The organism is Brevundimonas sp. AVps23W (assembly GCF_058681395.1).
Genome location: NZ_CM178738.1, coordinates 781271 through 801071, shown reverse-complemented (window position 1 = coordinate 801071; position 19801 = coordinate 781271). Strand labels below are relative to the sequence as shown.

24 protein-coding genes are annotated in these 19801 nt (G+C 67.9%); 2 read left to right on the top strand and 22 right to left on the bottom strand.

Going from position 1 to position 19801, the window contains the following annotated elements; translation table 11 throughout:
* The first annotated feature begins 284 nt into the window (after window positions 1-284).
* On the top strand, window positions 285-722 hold the full coding sequence (locus ACW177_RS03935) for a TA system VapC family ribonuclease toxin (RefSeq protein ID WP_492027343.1): 438 nt from the start codon (window positions 285-287) through the stop codon (window positions 720-722).
* 7 nt (window positions 723-729) lie between these two features.
* Here ACW177_RS03935 and ACW177_RS03930 read toward each other — a convergent pair whose 3' ends face one another.
* The 18 genes from ACW177_RS03930 to ACW177_RS03845 form a co-directional block, all read right to left on the bottom strand.
* Entirely contained in the window at window positions 730-1560 is an 831-nt protein-coding gene (locus ACW177_RS03930; RefSeq protein WP_492027342.1) for a hypothetical protein, read from the bottom strand.
* A gap of 4 nt (window positions 1561-1564) precedes the next feature.
* Window positions 1565-2020: an ExbD/TolR family protein gene (locus ACW177_RS03925; protein WP_492027341.1), complete on the bottom strand. Its 456-nt coding sequence runs from the start codon at window positions 2018-2020 to the stop codon at window positions 1565-1567.
* A gap of 3 nt (window positions 2021-2023) precedes the next feature.
* Window positions 2024-2773, bottom strand: a complete 750-nt coding sequence (gene tolQ / locus ACW177_RS03920) for a protein TolQ (protein ID WP_492027340.1) — start codon at window positions 2771-2773, stop codon at window positions 2024-2026.
* 177 nt (window positions 2774-2950) lie between these two features.
* The gene (locus tag ACW177_RS03915; RefSeq protein WP_492027339.1) at window positions 2951-3664 is read right to left on the bottom strand and encodes a CPBP family intramembrane glutamic endopeptidase, BDIM_20840 family; all 714 of its coding nucleotides are present in this window, start codon (window positions 3662-3664) and stop codon (window positions 2951-2953) included.
* A gap of 82 nt (window positions 3665-3746) precedes the next feature.
* Window positions 3747-4841, bottom strand: coding sequence for a helix-turn-helix domain-containing protein (locus ACW177_RS03910; protein WP_492027338.1), 1095 nt, complete (start codon window positions 4839-4841; stop codon window positions 3747-3749).
* Between the two features lie 33 nt (window positions 4842-4874).
* Window positions 4875-5285: a hypothetical protein gene (locus ACW177_RS03905; protein WP_492027337.1), complete on the bottom strand. Its 411-nt coding sequence runs from the start codon at window positions 5283-5285 to the stop codon at window positions 4875-4877.
* A gap of 45 nt (window positions 5286-5330) precedes the next feature.
* Window positions 5331-5789, bottom strand: coding sequence for a tol-pal system-associated acyl-CoA thioesterase (gene ybgC, locus ACW177_RS03900; protein ID WP_492027336.1), 459 nt, complete (start codon window positions 5787-5789; stop codon window positions 5331-5333).
* Between the two features lie 9 nt (window positions 5790-5798).
* Window positions 5799-6083, bottom strand: a complete 285-nt coding sequence (locus ACW177_RS03895) for a hypothetical protein (protein ID WP_492027335.1) — start codon at window positions 6081-6083, stop codon at window positions 5799-5801.
* 92 nt (window positions 6084-6175) lie between these two features.
* Entirely contained in the window at window positions 6176-7639 is a 1464-nt protein-coding gene (locus tag ACW177_RS03890; protein ID WP_492027334.1) for an alpha/beta hydrolase, read from the bottom strand.
* A 76-nt stretch (window positions 7640-7715) separates the two neighbouring features.
* Complete coding sequence (locus ACW177_RS03885) at window positions 7716-7982, bottom strand: BrnA antitoxin family protein (RefSeq protein WP_492027333.1); 267 nt, start codon at window positions 7980-7982, stop codon at window positions 7716-7718.
* Window positions 7960-8235 (bottom strand): BrnT family toxin, encoded by a 276-nt coding sequence (locus ACW177_RS03880; protein ID WP_492027332.1) that lies wholly within the window; start codon window positions 8233-8235, stop codon window positions 7960-7962. The genes ACW177_RS03885 and ACW177_RS03880 overlap by 23 nt, the downstream gene beginning before the upstream one ends.
* Window positions 8232-9263, bottom strand: a complete 1032-nt coding sequence (ruvB, locus tag ACW177_RS03875; protein ID WP_492027331.1) for a Holliday junction branch migration DNA helicase RuvB — start codon at window positions 9261-9263, stop codon at window positions 8232-8234. Before ruvB ends, ACW177_RS03880 begins: the two co-directional genes overlap by 4 nt.
* 166 nt (window positions 9264-9429) lie before the next feature.
* The gene (gene ruvA / locus ACW177_RS03870) at window positions 9430-10047 is read right to left on the bottom strand and encodes a Holliday junction branch migration protein RuvA (RefSeq protein ID WP_492027330.1); all 618 of its coding nucleotides are present in this window, start codon (window positions 10045-10047) and stop codon (window positions 9430-9432) included.
* Between the two features lie 184 nt (window positions 10048-10231).
* On the bottom strand, window positions 10232-10750 hold the full coding sequence (gene ruvC, locus ACW177_RS03865) for a crossover junction endodeoxyribonuclease RuvC (protein WP_008259243.1): 519 nt from the start codon (window positions 10748-10750) through the stop codon (window positions 10232-10234).
* Between the two features lie 46 nt (window positions 10751-10796).
* Window positions 10797-11495, bottom strand: a complete 699-nt coding sequence (locus ACW177_RS03860; RefSeq protein ID WP_492027329.1) for an MgtC/SapB family protein — start codon at window positions 11493-11495, stop codon at window positions 10797-10799.
* A 46-nt stretch (window positions 11496-11541) separates the two neighbouring features.
* On the bottom strand, window positions 11542-12060 hold the full coding sequence (locus ACW177_RS03855; protein ID WP_492027328.1) for a hemerythrin domain-containing protein: 519 nt from the start codon (window positions 12058-12060) through the stop codon (window positions 11542-11544).
* Window positions 12061-12200: 140 nt separating this feature from the next.
* The gene (locus ACW177_RS03850; protein WP_492027327.1) at window positions 12201-13550 is read right to left on the bottom strand and encodes a hypothetical protein; all 1350 of its coding nucleotides are present in this window, start codon (window positions 13548-13550) and stop codon (window positions 12201-12203) included.
* A 152-nt stretch (window positions 13551-13702) separates the two neighbouring features.
* On the bottom strand, window positions 13703-14476 hold the full coding sequence (locus ACW177_RS03845; protein ID WP_492027326.1) for a YebC/PmpR family DNA-binding transcriptional regulator: 774 nt from the start codon (window positions 14474-14476) through the stop codon (window positions 13703-13705).
* 148 nt (window positions 14477-14624) lie between these two features.
* On the opposite strand from ACW177_RS03845, the gene ACW177_RS03840 reads away from it, so the two are divergent.
* Window positions 14625-14822 carry a hypothetical protein gene (locus ACW177_RS03840; RefSeq protein ID WP_492027325.1) on the top strand — a complete coding sequence of 66 codons (198 nt, stop codon included), beginning with the start codon at window positions 14625-14627 and terminating at the stop codon, window positions 14820-14822.
* A gap of 1 nt (window position 14823) precedes the next feature.
* On the opposite strand, the gene ACW177_RS03835 is transcribed toward ACW177_RS03840, so the two are convergent.
* From ACW177_RS03835 to ACW177_RS03820, 4 genes are all read right to left on the bottom strand, one after another.
* Window positions 14824-15258 (bottom strand): acyl-CoA thioesterase, encoded by a 435-nt coding sequence (locus ACW177_RS03835; protein WP_492027324.1) that lies wholly within the window; start codon window positions 15256-15258, stop codon window positions 14824-14826.
* A gap of 152 nt (window positions 15259-15410) precedes the next feature.
* Window positions 15411-17831 (bottom strand): S9 family peptidase, encoded by a 2421-nt coding sequence (locus ACW177_RS03830; RefSeq protein ID WP_492027323.1) that lies wholly within the window; start codon window positions 17829-17831, stop codon window positions 15411-15413.
* Window positions 17832-17957: 126 nt separating this feature from the next.
* Complete coding sequence (locus ACW177_RS03825) at window positions 17958-18806, bottom strand: ribokinase (protein ID WP_492027322.1); 849 nt, start codon at window positions 18804-18806, stop codon at window positions 17958-17960.
* A complete protein-coding gene (locus ACW177_RS03820; RefSeq protein ID WP_492027321.1) occupies window positions 18806-19741 on the bottom strand; it encodes a nucleoside hydrolase in 936 nt (311 codons plus the stop codon). The genes ACW177_RS03825 and ACW177_RS03820 overlap by 1 nt, the downstream gene beginning before the upstream one ends.
* Between the last annotated feature and the right edge of the window lie 60 nt (window positions 19742-19801).

Below are 19801 nucleotides of genomic sequence, written 5' to 3'. Positions count from 1 at the left end.
CTTTCAGGACGACACGATCACGTTGATGCGTGATGCGTGATGCACTATATTAGAAGGATGCGCACCACCCTCGCCATCGACGACGATGTCCTAAACGCCGCAAGGGCTATCGCGGTCCATCAACGGCGGCCGATCGGTGCGGTAATTTCCGAATTGGCGAGGCGGTCCATCGCCCAAGCCGATCCGGCGGCGCCCGCTTTTCGCAACGGCATAAGGCTATTGCCGCTCCGACCCGGCGCTGTGGTGACAACCGAACATGTCAACGCTCTTAGAGATGAACTGCCGTGATCGCCTTGCTGGATGTCAGCGTGTTGATCGCCCTGATCGATCCGGCCCACACGCAGCATCTGGCGGCTCACGACTGGTTCGCACGCGAACATAGCACCGGCTGGGCCACATGTCCGCTGACGGAAAACGGCGCGCTGCGAATCGTCAGCCATCCCAAGTATTCCAACTCGGCCGGAGCGCCGCATCTCGTGCTGCCGGCGTTGCACAGCCTGATTGGACAGCGGGGTCATATATTTTGGCCTGACGACCTCAGCCTGCTCAATGACCCGCTGATCGATCCTTCGCGCCTGCTGACGTCGGGCCAACTGACCGACACCTATTTGCTGGCCTTGGCCGTCGCAAAGGGCGGACGTCTGGCCACCCTTGACCGCCGTCTTTCGCCCGACGCCGTCGCGGGCGGACGCAAGGCCCTCCACCTAATCGCAACGCGCTAAATTCAGCCTACCGATTACGGCAGGCCCGTTCCGTGTTGAAGGTCGGCCGATAGGCCCCGCCGGGGAAGCCTTGAGGCACGTCGAACGGCGCGGTCTGGCGCAGGGCGCGCAGGGCGCCGTCGGCGGCGGCGCGATAGACCGAAGACGACTGCGGATTGATCAGTGTCGGCCCTCGGGTGATCCGCCCGTCCGCCGACAGCGTCAGCTCCACCTGAATACGAAGCTGGTCTGCGCCGGGGATGTCACAAGGCAGGACCCAGTTCGGATAGACCTGGTTGAAGATGGCCGTCACCTGCGGCCCGGTCGCCTGGGAGGCGCTGCCCGAGCCCTGCTGGCCCGTCGCCGGGCGCCCGCGTTGGTTGGTGTTGCGCGTCGGTCCCGCCAGGGCGTCCAGATCCAGGCTGGGCTCATCCCGCTTTGGCGCGGGCCGGGCGGGGGTCGGCGGGGTCGGACGGGGCGGGGTCGGACGCGCCTTTTCCGGGGTGGGCGGCGCCGGCCGGGGCGGCGTGGGTCGCGGCGGCGTCGGCGTCGGCCGTGGGGTCGGACGCGGCGGCGCGGACGTCGGGGTCGGCGGTGGCGGCGTAGGCTGCGGGACCGGCGGCGTCGGCGTTTCCGGCGCGCTGACCGGCGCGGTCGCGGCGTCGTCGGGCGAGGGTTCCGGCTGGGGATTGTCGGCGGCCGCCGCCTCGATCACCGTCTCCGAGACGATGGACACCGGCACGGAATTCACCAGCGGCTTGGGCTCGTCCGCCTTGTGTGAAAACGAAACGAAGGCGAGCGCGACCACACCCGCGTGCAGGGCGATGGATCCCAGAATGGCAGGGCTGGGACGACGCAAGCGATCAGGCCTCCGGCGCCGTGTCGGTGATCAGGTTCAGCTTGGTGAAGCCCGAGACCGACAGCCGCGCCATCACCCGCGCCACCGCCTGATAGGGGGCCCGGCCGTCGGCCCGCACGAAGACCGGACGCTCGGCCGCCTTGTCCGATCCACCCGCCTCGGTCAGCAGGCGCATGGCCAGATCGTCGAAGGCCGTCTCGCTCTCGCCGATGAAGATGGCGCCCTGCTGGTCGATGCTGACCGACAGGGGTTCGTTGTCGGTATCGACCGCGCTGGCGTCGGTCTTGGGCGGCTCGATGGGAACGCCCACAGTCAGAAGGGGCGCCGAGATCATGAAGATGATCAACAGCACCAGCATCACGTCCACCAGGGGCGTGACATTGATCTCGGTCAGGGGGCCTCTGCGCCCCCGCCGCCCGCGACGCGACCCGCCGCCGCTCGCACCGCCGCCCAGCGCCATGACTCAGACGCCCCGCTTGAGGTTGAGACCCGAGGTCGGCGTCGGCGCCGGCGGCGTCGCCGAACTGCCCAGGCGCCGCGCCACGGCCGCCTGAAGATCGTCGGCGAAGGCCTCCAGTCGGCCGGTGAACTTGCCCGCGTCGATCGAGAACTTGTTGTAGGCGATATAGGCCGGGATGGCCGCCGCCAGGCCGATGGCCGTGGCGAACAGGGCCTCGGCGATGGCCGGCGCCACAGTGGTCAGATTGGTGTTGCCCGCCGCCGCGATGCGCCCGAAGGCGTTCATGATGCCCCAGACCGTGCCGAACAGGCCGATGAAGGGCGAGGCGGTCGCCACGACCGACAGCACGCCCAGACCGTTCTCGATCCGCTGGCCTTCACGCGAGATCAGGCTGTTCAGCGCCCGGTCGATGCGGGTCATCAGCAGGTCGCCCTGGTGGTCGTTCAGCGCCCCGCGCTGACGCGCTTCGCGCCAGTCGGACAGGGCGATGACCAGCATACGCGGCAGGGCGTGTTCCGGCGCCGGCCCGGCCTGGGTCGCCACGTCCTCCAGCGACCGGCCCGACTGGACCGCCTTTTCGAAGTCGTCGGCCTGTTTGTTCAGAGCCGTGAAGCGGAAGGCCTTGTCGATGATGATGGTCCAGGACCACAGCGACGCCGCCGCCAGGCCGATCATCACCGTCTTCACCACCCAGTCGGCGGTCAGGAACAGCTCGACAGGGTTCATCATCGAGGCGTCGACGGGCGTAGTCATTCAGGCGCTCCGGGCGGAATCGGGTTCGTTCACGTTCTCTTCGACCGAGCGGACGTGACCATTGTGTGGCGGCAGCTCCGTTTAGCGCCAGCCCGACCGCTCGTCATCTGACAGGCGCGTCATAAGGGTTAACATGAGATTATTCCCATCCCGACAGCCCCGCCAAACAGGGGAAAACTAGACGATCAACGAGAACGCATTACCGAAATTGTGCAGAAGAATGGGCAGCAACAGGCTTCCCGTCCGCAGACGCAGCCAGACGGCGATGAACGCTGGCAGAGCCGTCAGCGCCATCGTCATGGGATCGAAGGAGAACTCTCCGTGCGAAAAGCCGAAGGCATGCGCCATTCCGAACAAAAGACACGACAGAATGGCTCCCCAGCTCCAGTCGACGCCAAGGAAGCGCTTTGTGCCGGTAAACGCGTGACACAAGGCGAACAAGAGGATGCCGCGGTAGAAGGGTTCCTCCTCCAGGCCGGGCATGGTCAGTTGGAAGGCAATGTCCTCGCCCGTGGAGGGCCCTCCAGAAAAGGCCACGGCGATGACGACGAAGAAGGCGCAATAGAGGGCGGCGACCGGCAAAGCGGCCTTCAAGCTGCCCGGCGTTTGGGAGAAGGAGAAACCGCTGCGACGCCACCCGAACGCAGGCGATGCGGCGATCGCCAGGGTGGCGGCCAGTGCGAGAAGCTTGCCCTGCCAGTTCCACGCCCCGCCGATCACATCCGGCAGCAGACCGTAAAGGCCCGTAAGAAGCGCGTCGTTGACCGCCACCAGCAGCGCCGCGACCAGTAGCCAACGCCATGAAAAGCGTGTGCGATCGATCAATCCGATCCCTGTTCCCAGCACGAGCAGAAGCGCCAGAACGCCCCCCAAACCGATCAATCCGTTCACGCGTCCAACCTCATCCCATTGACGGGGCGATTGCTATCGGCGGAGGGGCGATGCGTCTCCTCAGAACCGGGCTTTTCGCTTCTCAAAACCGGCCGTCATCCGATGCGGGGCCAGGTTTGACCTGCCGGGCGACGGCTCGATACTGACTGGGCGCGCATCCTTGGACCGCCCGGAACGCCCGGTTGAAGCTGGCCAGAGAAGCGAATCCGCTGTCCAAGGCGATGGCGACCAGCTTGTCGTCAATTCGCCCCTGCTCGCTCAACAATCGACAGGCTTCCGCAACCCGGTAGTGGTTCAGGAAGCTGCGGAAGTGATCGTGTCCCAGCTCCCGGTTGACCAGAATTCTCACAGTGCGTTCCGGCGCACCCATCCGCGCGACGAACGCCGAAAATGTCAGTTCGGGATCGAGAAAGACCCGCTCCGTTTCCATCAAAGCGGACAAGCGACGATGCAATTCGTCATCGTGGTCGCGACCTGATCGCGCCGGCGGCGCCACCGAGGCGCCTTGCTCGGCGGCGCCGAAGGTCAGCGCCTCGGACCGCACGGTCACCAGCGTTCCGGTTAGCCAGAGGCTGAACGCGAGGATCCCCAAGTTCTGGGTCATGGCGAAGCCGAGCGGGCGCCACGCAAAGCCGAACAGAACATCCACCGCCAGATCGACGAACAGCATCCCGCCCAAAAGGACCGCGACCATGATCCGTGCATCATGACGCCGTTGGATCAGGTCGCCCTGGCGTTCGGCCAAAAGGCGCCAGACCAGATGGCCTACGATGGCGAACCCCAGCGGCACGAGCAGCAGGGACCATGGCTTTTCCGCCAGCGCATCTCCGAACAGTCCACGATCCAGCGCGGCGATGAGTCCCCAGACCAAACCGACGCCGAGAACGCCCCCCCTCAGCCTGACCCGACTATCGAAACACGAAAGACAGAACCACCACAGGAAAATGACTGTGAAACCGCTCACCGAATTCGCGACGGCGCCGACGAGACCATCCGGCTTCAGTCCGGTCAGGGGCGTATTGCCGATGACGAAACCGGAGAGGCACAGGGCCATCGGCGCGAACAGGACGGTGGGCATGCCGATCCGCCGTCGTTGACGCATTAGCAGCCACGCCAGCAGCAGAATCGTCACCACAGCGCCGGCCCGGACGGCGACGTCGATCTGACCGGTGATCATGCCGTCATGACGATGGACGACGACGCATCAAGCTCACTCCGACGCCGGACGGCGGTTCGGATCGACCGCGACGGAGACCGGCGCGCCGAGGCTGATGATCACGCCCTCATGGCCTTCCTTGGCGATGGAATAGGTGGCGGCGTCGCGAACCAGCTGTTCCTCGCAGGCGCGATCGCCGGGTCGGCCCAGGGCCTCGCAGCCGCGCTTGGCCGCGTCGGTCCAGCCCAGCACCCGGCGCGTCGCCGCCTCGGCCCGCTTGATCGCCGCCTCGTCCTCAGCCGCCGCCTGGGCGATCAGGGCCTGACGCGCGCCCTGCTGATATTGCAGCTCGGCCTGGCCCGCCATCTTGCGTTCCCAGACCTTGTAATAGGGACAGCCGGCCAGGCCGCCGCCGATCACAAGGACAAGCAGTAGGAAGGTCACGATGACCGCGCTGGCGGTCATTCCCTCGTTTTGCATGGTCTTCCCCTCCCCCGAGTTCGCCCGATCCTAGTCGGCGGCGTCGCCTTTCGCCAGCCAGGGCGTCACCTTCTCGACCAGCCGCTTCGACGGCCGGCGCGGGCGGCCGTCCAGATGGATGCAGACGGCCGTCACATCGGCCCGGCACAGCACTTCTCCGGCCCGTTCCACCGTCTGGCGGATGATCAGCCGCACGCCCTTCACCTGCTCGTAAATGGTGCGCACCACCAGGGCGTCGTCGATCCGCGCGGGCTTCAGGTAGCGGATGTTCAGTTCGGACACGACGAAGGCCAGAGGCTCGTCCTGCTCCAGCAGATCGACATGGCCGATGCCGATGGCCCGCAGGAAGTCCGACCGCCCCCGCTCGAAATAGCGGACATAGTTGGCGTGATAGACTAGGCCGGTGAAATCCGTGTCCTCGTAATAGACGCGCACCGGCAACAGGTGGTCGCGTCCGTCGAAGCGGCCGGCTGTAGGCAGATCGGTCATGACCCCAGTCTAGCGCGTCGGCGGGGTGGTCAGGAAGCCGGGGCAATAGCGTTCGCGCATTTCACGGAACTCCATCGGCAGGGGATCGTCGCTGAACAGGATCCGATTGGGCAGGGAGACGAAGCCTACCGCAGGGCCGCCGCGCGCGCGCCCGACATAGCCGCAGGCGGCGCGCTTCTCGCCCAGTTCCGCGTACCGCAGTTCCGCCCCTGCCCCCAACTGCTCTCGGGTCTGGCGAGCGATCCGCTGCAAAGGCGCCTCGGGCGGCGCGATCCGTTCCCGATAAGCCATCATCCAGACGCCCGCTCCGACCCAGATGACAAGGATGAACAGGCCCGCGATGGCCGCAACCGGGGATAGGGGAAGAAGCCTTCGCCTCTGCATGATCAGGTCGCAGCGGCGTCCTCTATGAAGTCCAGCGGCGTGTCGGCGGCCGGCAGACAGCTGCGGTCCACCGGCGCCGACGGATCGCGCAGGAAGTCGCGCGCCATCCGCCGCGTACAGGGGCTGGCGTCGATCACGCCGTGGGTGGCGTTGGTGACGATCACCACCTGGCTGTTCGCATAGCCCTTGGCTGCGGCCTCGGTGAGGTGCGGCGGACAGCCCGGATCGATCTCGGCGGCGACGAACAAGGTGGGGATGTCGGTCTGGACGGGCAGATTCTCGACCGGATCGGCCGCGCCCACATCGACGGCTGCGCAGACATCGAACAGGCGCGCCAGCGACGGGACCAGCACCTGGGCCACCGGATCGCCCTCGGCTCCCGCCGCCAGCCGCGCCTTGGACTCGAACGGCAGTTCTTCCTTGCACAGGTGAGCCATGTGCTGGCCTTCGGAATAATAGGTCCGATTTTCCGCGACCTCGGCCACCGGCGTCAGGTCGCCGGCGATGATCCGGTCCAGGTCGGCGGGCAGGCTGCGCACGCCCTGGCCGCTGTAGGTGGTGTCCATCAGGAAGGCGGACAGGTCGTCGACGGTGAAGGTGCGGCCGTCCTTGCCCGTGACCGGTCCAGCCAGCCATTTGCGCGCCTCAGCCTCGAACCGGGACTGGATCTCGGGATGGCGCGCGGCGCAAGCCGGTTGCGCAGCGCATTTGCTCAGGATCAGCCGCACGGCCGTGGACACCTGCTCGGGCGTGCCGACGGCCCAGTTGCCTTCGGGCGGCCAGGGGCTGTCCATCACGGCGGCGCGGACGATCTGCGGCTGGTGGGTGATCACGGCCGCCTCGATCCGCGGACCGTAGGAGCCGCCGCGCAGGTCGATCTTCTCCAGCCCCAGGGCCTGGGCCAGGTCGCGCACATCATCGGCGATGGCGGCGGCGTTGTACCAGCGCAGATCCACGCCCTGGGCCTGATAGGATTTCAGACAGGCGATCAGGCCGTCGCGATCCTTGTCCGTCGGCGGGCCGGCGTCGGTCAGTTCAACCCCCGGACAATCCATCGACGGATCGCTGCGGCCGCCGCCCCTCTGGTCGAACAGGATCACGTCCTGATCGACTGCCGTCAGGTCCGGCCGGCGCGACAAAGCGCCCAGCAGGCGACCAGCGCCGGGCGTCAGCGCCCCGCCCGGTCCGCCGTGGAACATCACCACCGGCGGCAGGAACCGGCCCGAGGCGTCCTTGTAGGGTTGGCTGGCTTTCAGGATCACCACGGCGACACCGATGCGCCGATCGGTCGATCCGTCGCGCGCCTCGTCCACCGTCAGGGTTCCGCACCGCACCTCGCGCACGCCCGTCGGCCAGTCCGCCGGACAGGGCGTGTCGGTGAACACCGGGGCCGAAGCCTTAGCGGGCGGGGCAAAGGCCGTCAGGCCGGAGACGACCGCAAGAACGGCCAGGGTGCGCAGGATCATGAAACGGCTCCGGTTCGGCGACAGCAAACCCCCGCCGGCCCCGCTTGGCAACCGCCTATCGTAGATCAGGCCCCGATCAGGCCGCGTGCTTCTTGCGCGCCGCTTCCGTCAGCGCATCGGCCATCCGCTCGCGCCAGTCCTCACCTTCTTCGGCGAAGGCGCGAATGGTTGCGGCGGGCAGCTTCAGGCCCACCTCGCTCAGCCCCACGTCGCTCCCCCCGGTCAGGCGAGCATAGGCTTCCGAAGACAGGACCTCCCGCGCCGGACGCATGCGCGCGATGTCGGCGTCGGTCAGCTCGGGGTTGTCGTCATCGACAGGATCAAACGGTGCGGAGTTCGTCATACTTTCTGACCTCGCGGGGGTTGGCCCGCCTGAGACTGATCATCCAGATCACATCGTCTCGTTCGGTGTATACGGCGACGTGAACCCGATCATTGATCGGCAGATAAGCATACCACCGAAACTCGCCGTAGTCCCGACGGTTGTCCAGGGCGACGAAGGCGGCTGTCCAGTCCCCCTGCTCGGCAGCGGCCAGAGACAGACCATGTTTCTCCCGATTGCTCGCATCCTTGCCCGGATCGAACGCGATCTTCATTCGAACAGGTCGCCCGGGACGGGTCCGGCGGCGGGCGGGGGCGGCGCGCTGAGACCCAGGTGGGCATAGGCCTTGGCGCAGGCCATGCGGCCGCGCGGGGTGCGCATGATGAAGCCCTGTTGCAGCAGATAGGGTTCGATCACGTCCTCGACCGCGTCGCGCGCCTCGGCGATGGCGGCCGCCAGGGTGTCCATACCCACAGGCCCGCCGCCATAGTTTTCGATCAGGGCCTTCAGGAAACGGCGGTCCAGACTGTCCAGTCCGGCCTCGTCTACCTCCAGCCGGGCCAGGGCCTTGGCCGCGACCAGTTTCGAGATGGTCTCGGCGCCGTCGGCCGATGCGAAGTCGCGCACCCGGCGCAACAGCCGTCCGGCGATCCGGGGCGTGCCGCGCGCCCGCGACGCGATCTCGCGCGCCCCGGCCTCGTCGATCGCCGCGCCCATCTTTCGCGCCGTGCCCCGCACCACCGCCGTCAGTTCGTCGGGGCTGTAGAACTCCAGCCGCAGGGGAATGCCGAACCGGTCCCGCAGCGGCGTGGCCAGCAGGCCCGCCCGGGTCGTGGCCCCCACCAGGGTGAAGGGCGCCAGATCGATCCGCACCGAACGCGCCGACGGCCCCTCGCCGATGATCAGATCCAGCACATGGTCCTCCATGGCCGGATACAGGATCTCCTCGACGTTGGGGCTCAGCCGGTGGATCTCGTCGATGAACAGGACGTCGCGGGGCTCCAGATTGGTCAGGATCGCCGCCAGATCCCCCGCCTTGGCCAGGATCGGACCGGATGTGGCCCGGAACCCCACGCCCAGCTCGCGCGCCACGATCTGCGCCAGAGTGGTTTTGCCCAGTCCGGGCGGTCCGAACAGCAACACATGGTCCAGCGCCTCGGCCCGCCCCCGCGCCGCATCGATAAAGACCTTCAAATTGCCCTTGGCCTGCGACTGACCGACGAACTCGGACAGGGTCTGGGGCCGCAGGGCGCGGTCGAAGGCTTCGCCCGTCTCGGCTTCAGGGGAGATAATGCGGGTCATGGCTGAACCGAGTGGCGCGTGGCGAGTGGCGAGTGGCGAGGCGTGAGAAGTGCTAGTGAGCAAGAGGTGAGCTGCGACCGGTCTAGGTTCACACAGGCTCGCTCACCCCTGCGCTCACTTCTCAGCTCACTATTCACTCGCCACTTGCCAGCCCGCCACTCCAGAGTCACCGCCCCAACTCCTGTAGGGCCGCCCGGATCACCGCCGGCAGTTCGGCCTCTTCGCCCAGCCGGATCAAGGCCTGATCCACCGCTCGCCGCGCATTGACCTCGGCCACGCCCAGGCCCAACAGGGCCGAGACCGCCTCTCCGGTCAGGGACGGCGGGGGCGGCGCGATCTCGACGTGAACGCCCGGCGCCGTGGGCGCAAAACTGACGTCCCCCAGCGGCTTGCCCTTCAGCTCGGTGACGATCCGCAGCGCCAGTTTCGGCCCCACGCCATTGGCCCGCGCCACCGCCGCCTTGTCTTCGCGCGCCACCGCGCCCGCCAGTTCACCCGGCGGCAGCACGTCCAGCACCGCCAGCGCCGCCTTCGGCCCCACGCCCTGAATGGCCAGCAGGGTGGTGAAGGCCCGCCGCTCGTCTCGCGTCAGAAATCCGTACAGACGCGGCCCCGCGTCCTCGCTCCACTGCGAATGGACATGGACCGTGGCCTCGTCGCCCGGCGCCGGCAGCCGGCCCAGGGTCCGCGCTCCGCACGACACGACATAGCCGACCCCGCCGCAGTCGATCAGGCAGTCCGCCTCCCCGACCTCGGCCAGCACGCCTCTCAATCGCCCGATCACGACTGTCTCCTCCCTGTTCGCGCAGCGAATGGGGAGGGGGACCGCCGGCGTAGCCGGGGGTGGAGGGGCTCTTGACGCCCCACTGACACCTGCCGCGCGAAAAGAACCCCTCCGTCACGACGCGAAGCCGCGCCGCGCCACCTCCCGATTGCAAGCAATGGGGAGGAGACATGGTCCGCCGCCCTCACGCCGCCCCCCGGTGCATGGCTTCCAACAAGGACCGTTTCCTCAGTTGCGCATGGGTGACCGCCACGGCCAGGGCGTCGGCGGCGTCCGCCTTCACGTCCCCCGCTGTCGGCAACAGCCGCTTGATCATAAATGCGATCTGGCTCTTGTCGGCATGGCCCGCCCCGACCACCGCCTTCTTGATCAGATTGGGCGAATATTCCGCGACCGCCAGGCCCAGCTTGGCCGGGGCCAACATCACCGCCGCCCGCGCATGGCCCAGTTTCAGGGTCGAGGACGGGTTCACATTGACGAACACCTCTTCCACCGCCGCCTCCTCGCAGCCGTGGTCGGCGCAGATCGTCCCCAGGGCCTCGAACAGGAACAGCAGCCGCTCGGAAAAGGGTGCAGCCTCAGGCGGGGCCACCACCCCGTGCGCCACCCACCGCAGACGCGCGCCGTCTGAGACGATCACCCCCCAGCCGGTGCGTCGCAGACCCGGGTCCAGCCCGATGATTCTGACAGGTTCGTTCGCCATCCGTTCCCCTCATGCCGCAAAGAGGGTTATCGGGCAATGAACGGTTTCAATCGTCGCGTGGATCGAGACGATACGAGGTCACGCCGGGTACGGCGCACAACTGTTCAGCCAACCGTTTCAGCTGGCCTTCTTCGGCCGATTTCAGCCGCCAGGTCCGCCGCACCGACCGCCCCTCGTCGGTCAGCTCGAATCTGTCGTAACGCACCTGCGCATCGATGGCGCGCAGGGCCGACTCGACCGCCGGTTCGGGGGATGGGTCGCGCCTTTCCCAGCACACTTCGGCGTCCACCACCGTGCGCGCGGGCAGCCGCCCGCTGATCAGTTTCAGCCCGATCAGGATCAGGGCTGTAACGCCCGTCGCTGCGGCGCCCAGCGCATACAGACCCGCCCCGAACAGCAGGCCGATCGCCGAGGTGATCCACAGCGAGGCCGCCGTGGTCAGTCCATGGATCGAAAATCCGGTGCGGAAGATCACGCCCGCGCAAAGGAAGCCGATGCCCGTCAGCACCCCATGCGCCATCCGGGTCGGATCGGTGACGATGTTCTCGTCCGGCAAGGCCCGGAACGCCCAGTCCGCCTGCGACATGGCCGCCAGCATCAGCAAGGCGGAGGCCAGGCTGACCAGGATGTGCGTCCTCAGGCCCGCCGCTCGCCCGCGCCATTCCCGCTCGAAGCCGATCACCCCACCCGCGATCACCGCGCCCAGGATCGGAAAGACTGCACCTTCGAGACTACCCAGATTCATTCGCCCTCAACGACAACCTAGACCCTAGCGTTCCGCAGGCTGGCGCTCAGCCATGCGCCTCCACATAGGTCTCGGGGTCCTTGTTGACTGGCTTGACCCCGGTGATGTGCTCGGCTTCGAAAGCGGCGAACTTCACCGCCAGCGCGTGTCGCGTCGCCACGTCGGCATTCAGGCGGAAGTCGGTCAGACCCTGCCGCTCCTCCTCGCCCATATGTTTGGAGTTGACCACATTGGCCTCGCCCACGGCCGCGAACCAGGCGGGGCTGCCGACCTCGTAGGCCTCAACGGCCTTGACCGCGTCGCGCAGCTTGTTGTGATCCTCGATGGCGTCCTCGGTCTCGCCCTCGACCGTGCCGTCGTCGGCGTCGTTGGCGCCCTCGCCCAGCTTGATCAGGTCGGGATAGAAGAACCGCTCTTCGGCCTCGGCGTGAACGTCCAGAAAAGCCGACAGCCTCAGCCAGACCGCGCTCAGCGCATCGACGTCCTTCGGCTCGATCTGTTCGATGATCGAGAACAGCCGGCGTTGTTCGGCATGGTCGTCGAGGATCAGCTGGGTGATATCCATAGGCGGTCGTCGTCTCTACGACCCCGGATGTCATCCGCTCGACAGACGGGCGGCCGCCGGGATCGGCGGGTTTTGCGGTTCCCGCCTAAATCCCGTTCGCCGGCGCAGGTTCCGCGCCGGCTCCAATCATCCGCCCCCGATCAGCCGACGATGGCCTGCAGCTGGGCTGCGGCCTCGGCGATGGTCGCACGACCTCCGCGCCCGCGACGCGCAGCGTCCAGAGCGGCGGCGGACATGGCGCCCTCGGCCCGTGCGCTTTCCAGATCCTCGCGCAGGGCGTTGATCTGCTGGGTCAGGGCCTGAATGCGGGCCTCGTGCTCGTCCTGGGCGGCGGCCAGCTTGGCCTGCAGCTTGGCGGTCCGTTCCTCGGCGCGGGCGATGGCCTTGTCATGGGCCATGGCCGCCTTGGTCAGGGCCTCGGCGCGGTCGACGGCGGCGACGCGCGCCACCTCCATCGAGGCCTGGCGCTGACGCGATTCCTCGGTCTCGATCTCCAGGGTGCGGACCCGCTCCACGGCGCGGTCCAGCGTGACCTGAAGCGTGTCGGCGCGCCGTTCGACGGCGTGGGCTCCGGTCTGCAACTCGTTCAGGCGCGAAGCCTGTTCGCTGTTCAGCACCTCCAGGCCGTTGGCGCGGGCAGTCGCCGTGTCCAACCGGGCGGTCAGGGCGGCGATTTCGGCGCGGGCCGATTCCACCTGGGTTTCCAGCGAGCGGATCGCGCGAGCGGCCTCGGCCTGTTCGGAGGCGGCGCGGGCGCGTTCGGTGGCCAGCTGGCCTTCGCCGGCGGCGGCGGCGCGGGCCAGGCCCGCCACTTCGGCGCCGACCTCATCGACCCGGCGGCGCAGGGCGGTGTTCTCTTCCAGCGCCAGGGCCAGGTCGCGCTGCACCTGGCCGCGCGTCTTGTCCGACTCGGCGCGGCCGGCCTCGGTCTGTTTCAACTGATTGCGCAGCGAGTCCTGGTCCTGCTCCAGCTCGCGGATCCGCTGGGCCGAGGCGCGTTCGGTCGTCTCCAGCCCTTCCAACCGCGTGGCCGCCTGAGACAGTTCGTTTCGCAGACGGCCCAGTTCCACCCGGGCTTCTTGCAGATTGGCCGTCGCTTCGCCGCCGCGCGCCGCCAGGTCGTCCGCCTTGGTTTCGGACTCGGCCAGGGCGTCCGACAGCTTGCGGACCTCGGCGTTCAAGGCGCCGACCTGCTTCATCGCCGACGCATTGGCGTTGCGCAGATTCAGCAGTTCGATGTGGTTGTCGCGCCGCGACTTGAACTCGGCGTCCAGCGGTTCGCGCAGCTGGCCCAGCAGGCTTTCGAACGTGCCGAACCGCTGCGCCATTTCCGACAGCTGATCGAGGTTGTCCTGGATCGTCTCGAACCGTTCGCCGATCAGACCCGCGACATCCTGTTCGGACGCACGATCAAGCGCGGCCGGCGCGTCCTTGCTCTGTTCGCCCTTACCGCCCCGCGACAGCACCCTGTCGATTCTGGTCAGTTTCATGATCGTGCCCGCCTCGATATCTCGCTTCGCGGCGGGCGTCTTCAATTCCGGCCCCGAAAGGCGAATCGAACCGCTCACCGTCCTTGGCGAGAGGTTAATCGCGGGTTACGAAAGTGTCGAGACCTCCGTTCGCCGATCACCCCGTATAAGTATTATCCGGCGTACTTGGCGGCGTCTTCGTCCGAGATATCCTCGTTCGAATAGACGTTCTGCACATCGTCTTCGGCGTCCAGCGCGTCCAGCAGCTTGAACAGGGTGCCGACGGCCTCGCCCGTGACCGTCACTTCCGACTGGGGCTTCCAGACGATGGCGGTCGATTTGGGGTCGCCCAGCACCTTGGACATGGCCTCGGCGACTTCGTTCAGGTCCTCGAAGGCGGTCCAGATCGTGTGGCCCGGCGCGTCCTCGTAGATGTCCGGCTTGACCAGATCGCTCTCGACGTCCTGGGCGCCGGCCTCGATGGCGGCTTCCATGACCTCGTCCTCGGTGCCCGCCTCGGCCTTGTAGATGATCTGGCCGACCTTATCCCACATGAAGGCGACCGAGTTCATCTCGCTCAGCGCGCCGCCGTTCTTCTTGAAGGCCGCGCCGATGTTCGAGGCCGCACGGTTGCGGTTGTCGGTCAGGGCTTCGACGATGATGCCGACGCCGCCCGGGCCCCGGCCCTCGTAGCGGACCTCTTCCATCGTATCGACGTCGCCGCCGGCGGCCTTGTTGATGGCGCGCTGGATCACGTCCTTGGGCAGGCTCTCGGCTTTGGCGTTGTTGACCGCCAGGCGCAGGCGCGGATTGGCCGCCGGATCGGGCAGGCCCGACTTGGCCGCCACCGTGATGTCGCGCGACAGTTTGGAGAACAGCTTGGAGCGCTGCGCATCGGCGCGCCCCTTGCGGTGCATGATGTTCTTGAATTTCGAGTGGCCGGCCATGGGGATCGTCTTCGAGAGTCTGAAACCTGAGCCGCGCCTCCTAGCCGATGCGCGGCGGGCTGTCACGATGGGCCGACAACAGGCTTGTGGGGTGGAACCGCGACGGTTTGCGGGTATTGATCCTTGGAAGCCGACGAAGGAGCCCCCGATGAACACCACCGACATCTACGAAGCCGAGGGCCGCGCCGATGACGATCTGCACGAGGCCGACATCGTCGAATGGTACGAGACCCGCCCCGTCACCGTCCCCGCCGCCGTCGCCGCCGGCTCCATCATCACCGCCTTCACCCTGGGCGCCCTGACGGCTGTCGGCGTGCTGTTCCTGACGGGGCGGCTGGACGACTGAGTCACCCCGCCTTCAGGTTTTCCACCACCGCCCTCAGCTTGGCCGGCAGGGGCTTGGGTCGGCGGGTCTCGGCGTCGACATAGACGTGGACGAAATGGCCGACGGCGGCGGGCACGTCGGCGCTGCGCTTGAACACGGCGAAGCCATAGCTGACGCTCGAGGTGCCGATCCGGTCCACCTTGATCCCGACCTCGATCACATCGGGGAACTTCAGCGCCGAGGTGTATTGGCAGCCGCTGTCCACCACCAGGCCGATGGACTCATCCAGCGCATTGGCGATCAGCAGGTGGGCGTTCACCGCCGAGTCCACGAACTCGTAGAATTTGGCGTTGTTGATATGGCCGTACTGGTCGTTGTCGGCCCAGCGTGTCGAGACCATGTGAAAGGCCTTGTAGGTCGCGCGTTCGGCCAAGGGCCCCAAATCACTCTTGGGCATCGTTAGTCGTCCTCCCTGGCGACCGTCCGCGTCGCCTTCGCCCCGACGCTCGGGCTTGGACGACCTTGCGTCAAGCGCCTATCGATAGGGGGCAGATGACGAAGGCTTGACCAGGTTCCGCCCGCAGCGATCCACTGCAGGCGGTAGCCCCGTCACGCCGCCGGTCGCGGCGGCGCGTTCTTCACATACTGGTCCATCCAGCGGGTCATCTCCCACAGGGTATGGCCCACCGATTCCCGCGCGCGATAGCCGTGCGCCTCCAGCGGCAGGGTGACATACCGCGCCGTCGCCCCCAGCCCCTTCAGCGCCGCGTAGAACCGCTCGCTCTGCACCGGGAAGGTGCCCGAGTTATCGTCCGCCTCGCCATGGATCAGCAGGATCGGCTCGTTCAGCTTGTTCGCATAGGTGAAGGGCGACATCTCGGTATAGACCTCGGTCGCCTCCCAATAGTTGCGTTGCTCGGCCTGGAAGCCGAACGGCGTCAGCGTCCGGTTATAGGCCCCCGACCGCGCGATGCCGGTCCTGAACAGGTCGCTGTGCGCGAGCAGGTTGGCGGTCATGAAGGCGCCGTAGCTGTGGCCCCCGACCGCGATCCGGTCGCGATCCGCCACCCCCATGCCGACCACTGCATCCACCGCCGCCTGGGCGTCGGCGACCAGTTGTTCGACATAGGTGTCGTTCGGCTCGGCCCCGTCCTTGCCGATGATGGGCATGGAGGGGTTGTCGAAGATGGCGTAGCCCTGGGTCAGCAGGAACAGGTGGCTGGACCCGCCCGGCCGCACGAAACGGTTCTGCACATCCACCGTCTGGCCCGCCACCGCCGCATCGGTGAACTCGGCCGGATAGGCCCACATCAGCATCGGCAACGGCCCGTCGCGATCCTTGTCGTAGCCGGCCGGCAGATACAGGGTCCCCGACAGCTTGACCCCGTCGGCCCGCTCGTACGTCACCAGCTGGCGCGTCGCCCCGGCCAGTTGCGGCGCCGGATCGGGGAAGTGGGTCAGGGCCGTGGTCTGGCCCGTCGTCAGATCGCGGATCTGCAGGTTCGGCGGATCCAGCCGCGTCTCGCGCTGCGTCACCACCCGTTTGCCGTCCGCATCCAGGAAGCCGACCACCGCCTCGTAATCCGTATCGGCCGAGGTCCACAGCCGCTCGCTGCGCCCCGTCGCCGGGTCCATGGCGGCCAGGAAGGGGAACTCGCCCTGCGGCGTCGCCCCGGCGCCCGACATCAGGATCCGCCCCTGCGGATCGAAGCGGATCACCGACCGGCCCGCCGCATTCGGCTGGGTCACCGGCTGGCCCGGATTGTCGTAGCGCGCCTGATAGTTCCGCTCCAGCAGCACCCGACCCTCGCCGGGGTTCGACGGATCGACTACGAACCGCGTCTCGTGCCGGGTGTTGAACCAGCGGCTGTTGACGATGGCCAGATTGTCCCTGCCCCACACGATCCCGCCGTAGCGTTCCTTCAGGTCGATCAGCTTGACCGGCTCGGCCGTGAACGGCGCCGCCTGCATGAAGACCCGGTCGCGGAACACGGCCTCGCGCTTGATGTCGCCGCCGTCCAGGGCCTCGACCCAGGTCAGGGTCGCCGGCGCATCGGCCCGCCAGCCCACCGAACGCGGCCCCGGCGCCACGGCGTCGAAGGCGGTCGGCACGTCGTCGCGCAGCGGCAGGTCGGCGATGGTGCGCACCACCCGCCCGGCCATGTCCGTCACCACGATCTCGGTCGGGAACAGGTCATCCGGCACGGCATAGGAATAGGGGCGCTTGGCAACCTCATGCAGGATATATTTCCCGTCCGGCGACACCGCGCTGTCCAGATAGACGGCAGGCGCCCCAATCGTCCGAGCCCGGCCGTTCAGCGGAACCAGCGTCAGCTGCGACGTGAAATAATGATCGAACAGGGCCTCGTCGCCGGGGTTGGACAGCAGGTCCTGATAGGTCCGCACCGGCGCCACGCGCCCGGCCGTCTCCTCGATGTTCGGCCCCGTCGGCGCGGTCGTCACATCCGGCGCCGGACCGCGCCCGGCCGGAACCGCCTCGACCAGCAGGCCCGAGCTGTCGGGCAGCCATTCATAGCCCGTCCCACCCGTCATATTGACCACCGGCTCGGTCAGTTTCCGCGCCCGCGCCGTCGCCACATCCACGACCCACAGCTCCAGCCCCGTCGGCCGGTCCAGCACAAAGGCCAGGGATTTCGCATCAGGCGAGAAGCGCGGCGCCGTGAACCGCGCCTCAGCCGGCAGGGCCACGACCCGCGCGGCTCCCCCATCCACCGCCTGAAGGCTCAGCCCCGTCAGCCACGACACCCGGCTTTCCGCCATCCCGTTGTTGCGCGGATTGATCCGCGCCCCCGCCAGCCGCAGCATCGGCTCGGCCAGGGCCTTGATGCTGGGCAGGTTCGACCGGTCCATCAGCACCAGGGTCTTGCGATCCGGGCTCAGCATCGGCGACGGCGTCGGCTTGGCGTCCAGGATGTCGGCGATGGGCGCCGGCGGCTGCTGATAGACCGAGACCGCCGGCGCGCTCTGACTGGCGCTCTGGGCCAAAGCTCCGCCAGCTGTCGACGCCATCAACACCGCCGCCAGTGCAATACCGGCCCCACGAACGCGCATCATCATCGGAAGTCCCCCACAAAACTCAGGCGGGCAACTAAGAGCGTCCTGACCCAGGCGGCAAGACCTTACGACGTTACAGTGTCACATTGCCGCCAGCAGCGCCTCGACCTCTTGCCGTTCCGGCGCTGACGGCTGAGCGCCCGCGCGTGTCGCGGCGAAGGCCCCCGCCGCGCAGGCGAAGCGCAGGGCCTGAGCCGGGTCCATGCCTTCCAGCAGGGCCACGGTGATGGCGGCGACGAAGGCGTCGCCGGCGCCGGTGGCGTCGACAGCTTCGACCACGGGCGGGGTCGCCCAGGCCATTTCGACGCCGCGCTGGTACATGGCCGCGCCCTTGGCGCCCTTGGTCACCACCACCCGGCCGCCGCCGCGGTGCAGGCCGTCGCCGTAGAAGGCGGCCTCGGTCTCGTTGACGACGATCAGGTCGGCGCGGCGCAGCAGCATCTCCGACACCGGCGCGGCGGGCGCCAGGTTGGCGCAGACGAAGCCTGTGGCCCGACCCACCGCCGCCTCGACCGTCTCGACCTGCAGCTCCAGCTGAACGATCAGGGCGCCCTCGATCCGCTGGGGCAACTGCTCTGGCGTGACCATATGATTGGCGCCGGCCGCCACCACGATCTGGTTCTCGCCGCTGGGATCGACGGCGATCAGGGCGACGCCGGTCGGCGCCGCCACATCCACCTCCACCCCCGCCAGATCGACGCCCAGGTCCGACATCAGGGCCAGGGCCTCGCCGGCCAGGGAGTCGTTACCGACCCGGCCGATCAGGCTGACTTCGGCGCCCAGTTTCTCGGCGGCATAGGCCTGGTTCGCGCCCTTGCCGCCTGGATAGCGGGCCAGGGTCGCCCCCGTCACCGTCTCGCCCGGCGCCGGCAGGCGGGGGGCCGCCGCGACCAGGTCCAGGTTGATCGAGCCGACGACGGTAATCCTCATCACTTGGCCTTCAGCGTCTCGGCCAGCAGGTCGAACACCCCCTGCGCATCGGCGGCCGTGGCCCAGCGGTGGCGCGCCGTGGCGGGATCGACGCGGAACTCCACCGCCGTATGGCCGCGCGTCAGCTCCGAGTTGGTCTCGACCTCGATCCGGCAGGGCTTCAGGGTGAACAGCTCCGGCTTCATCAGCCAGGCGATGGGACAGGGGTCGTGCAGGGGCGGCGCCGCCTCTCCGGTAGCCTGACGTTCGGTGCGTTGCGAGAAGCGCAGCAGGGCCGCCGTCGTGCGCGCCGGTTCAGTGCGGATCTTCTCGATGGTGCGGATCCGGTCTTCGGTGGCCCGCACCTGGTGCGTCACATCCAGGCCGAAGGCGATCACCTCGCAGCCCGAGCCGAACACCACCGACGCCGCGTCCGGATCGGCCCAAATGTTGAACTCGGCCGAGGCGGTGATGTTGCCGCCCTCCGACCGCGCCCCGCCCATGACCACGACCGGGCCCAGGTGTTCGGCCAGCCGCCGTTCGCGCTTCATGGCCAGGGCCAGGTTGGTCATCGGGCCCAGGACGGCGACGGCGACCGATCCGGACGGGCGTTTCATCACCAGATCGACGATGGCGTTGGCCGCCGGGCCGTCGCCGATGATGCCCTTGGGGGCGAAGGGCTCCAGGTCGCCCAGACCTTCCGGCCCGTGGAAGTCGCCGGCCCCGGCCGGGGGGCGTTTCAGCGGGCGTTCGGCGCCGCCGAACACGGGCACGTCTTCACGGCCGGCGATCTGGCGCATCATCCGGGCGTTGCGCTGGGTCAGGTGGGCGGGGACATTGCCGCCCACGGTGGTGACGGCCAGCAGCTCCAGCTCGGGGGCGGCGAAGGCCAGGAAGAGCGCCACGGCGTCATCCACGCCGGGGTCGCAGTCGATAATCAGGGATTGGATAGACACGGGCCCCGTTTGCCGATCCCGCGCCCGGCGGGCAACCCCGTTCTGTCCCTTATCCCACGC

What these genes read in the sequence shown, in the direction of transcription:
- ACW177_RS03825 (WP_492027322.1), bottom strand. Translation starts at nt 18,806, where the DNA reads ATGAGGATTACCGTCGTCGGCTCGATCAACCTGGACCTGGTCGCGGCG.
- ACW177_RS03885 (WP_492027333.1), bottom strand. Translation starts at nt 7,982, where the DNA reads ATGACGAACTCCGCACCGTTTGATCCTGTCGATGACGACAACCCCGAG.
- ACW177_RS03890 (WP_492027334.1), bottom strand. Translation starts at nt 7,639, where the DNA reads ATGATCCTGCGCACCCTGGCCGTTCTTGCGGTCGTCTCCGGCCTGACG.
- ruvB (WP_492027331.1), bottom strand. Translation starts at nt 9,263, where the DNA reads ATGACCCGCATTATCTCCCCTGAAGCCGAGACGGGCGAAGCCTTCGAC.
- ACW177_RS03840 (WP_492027325.1), top strand. Translation starts at nt 14,625, where the DNA reads ATGAACACCACCGACATCTACGAAGCCGAGGGCCGCGCCGATGACGAT.
- ACW177_RS03860 (WP_492027329.1), bottom strand. Translation starts at nt 11,495, where the DNA reads ATGAATCTGGGTAGTCTCGAAGGTGCAGTCTTTCCGATCCTGGGCGCG.
- ACW177_RS03855 (WP_492027328.1), bottom strand. Translation starts at nt 12,060, where the DNA reads ATGGATATCACCCAGCTGATCCTCGACGACCATGCCGAACAACGCCGG.
- ACW177_RS03880 (WP_492027332.1), bottom strand. Translation starts at nt 8,235, where the DNA reads ATGAAGATCGCGTTCGATCCGGGCAAGGATGCGAGCAATCGGGAGAAA.
- tolQ (WP_492027340.1), bottom strand. Translation starts at nt 2,773, where the DNA reads ATGACTACGCCCGTCGACGCCTCGATGATGAACCCTGTCGAGCTGTTC.
- ACW177_RS03845 (WP_492027326.1), bottom strand. Translation starts at nt 14,476, where the DNA reads ATGGCCGGCCACTCGAAATTCAAGAACATCATGCACCGCAAGGGGCGC.
- ruvC (WP_008259243.1), bottom strand. Translation starts at nt 10,750, where the DNA reads ATGGCGAACGAACCTGTCAGAATCATCGGGCTGGACCCGGGTCTGCGA.
- ACW177_RS03835 (WP_492027324.1), bottom strand. Translation starts at nt 15,258, where the DNA reads ATGCCCAAGAGTGATTTGGGGCCCTTGGCCGAACGCGCGACCTACAAG.
- ybgC (WP_492027336.1), bottom strand. Translation starts at nt 5,789, where the DNA reads ATGACCGATCTGCCTACAGCCGGCCGCTTCGACGGACGCGACCACCTG.
- ACW177_RS03830 (WP_492027323.1), bottom strand. Translation starts at nt 17,831, where the DNA reads ATGGCGTCGACAGCTGGCGGAGCTTTGGCCCAGAGCGCCAGTCAGAGC.
- ACW177_RS03925 (WP_492027341.1), bottom strand. Translation starts at nt 2,020, where the DNA reads ATGGCGCTGGGCGGCGGTGCGAGCGGCGGCGGGTCGCGTCGCGGGCGG.
- ACW177_RS03895 (WP_492027335.1), bottom strand. Translation starts at nt 6,083, where the DNA reads ATGATGGCTTATCGGGAACGGATCGCGCCGCCCGAGGCGCCTTTGCAG.
- ACW177_RS03905 (WP_492027337.1), bottom strand. Translation starts at nt 5,285, where the DNA reads ATGACCGCCAGCGCGGTCATCGTGACCTTCCTACTGCTTGTCCTTGTG.
- ACW177_RS03850 (WP_492027327.1), bottom strand. Translation starts at nt 13,550, where the DNA reads ATGAAACTGACCAGAATCGACAGGGTGCTGTCGCGGGGCGGTAAGGGC.
- ACW177_RS03910 (WP_492027338.1), bottom strand. Translation starts at nt 4,841, where the DNA reads ATGATCACCGGTCAGATCGACGTCGCCGTCCGGGCCGGCGCTGTGGTG.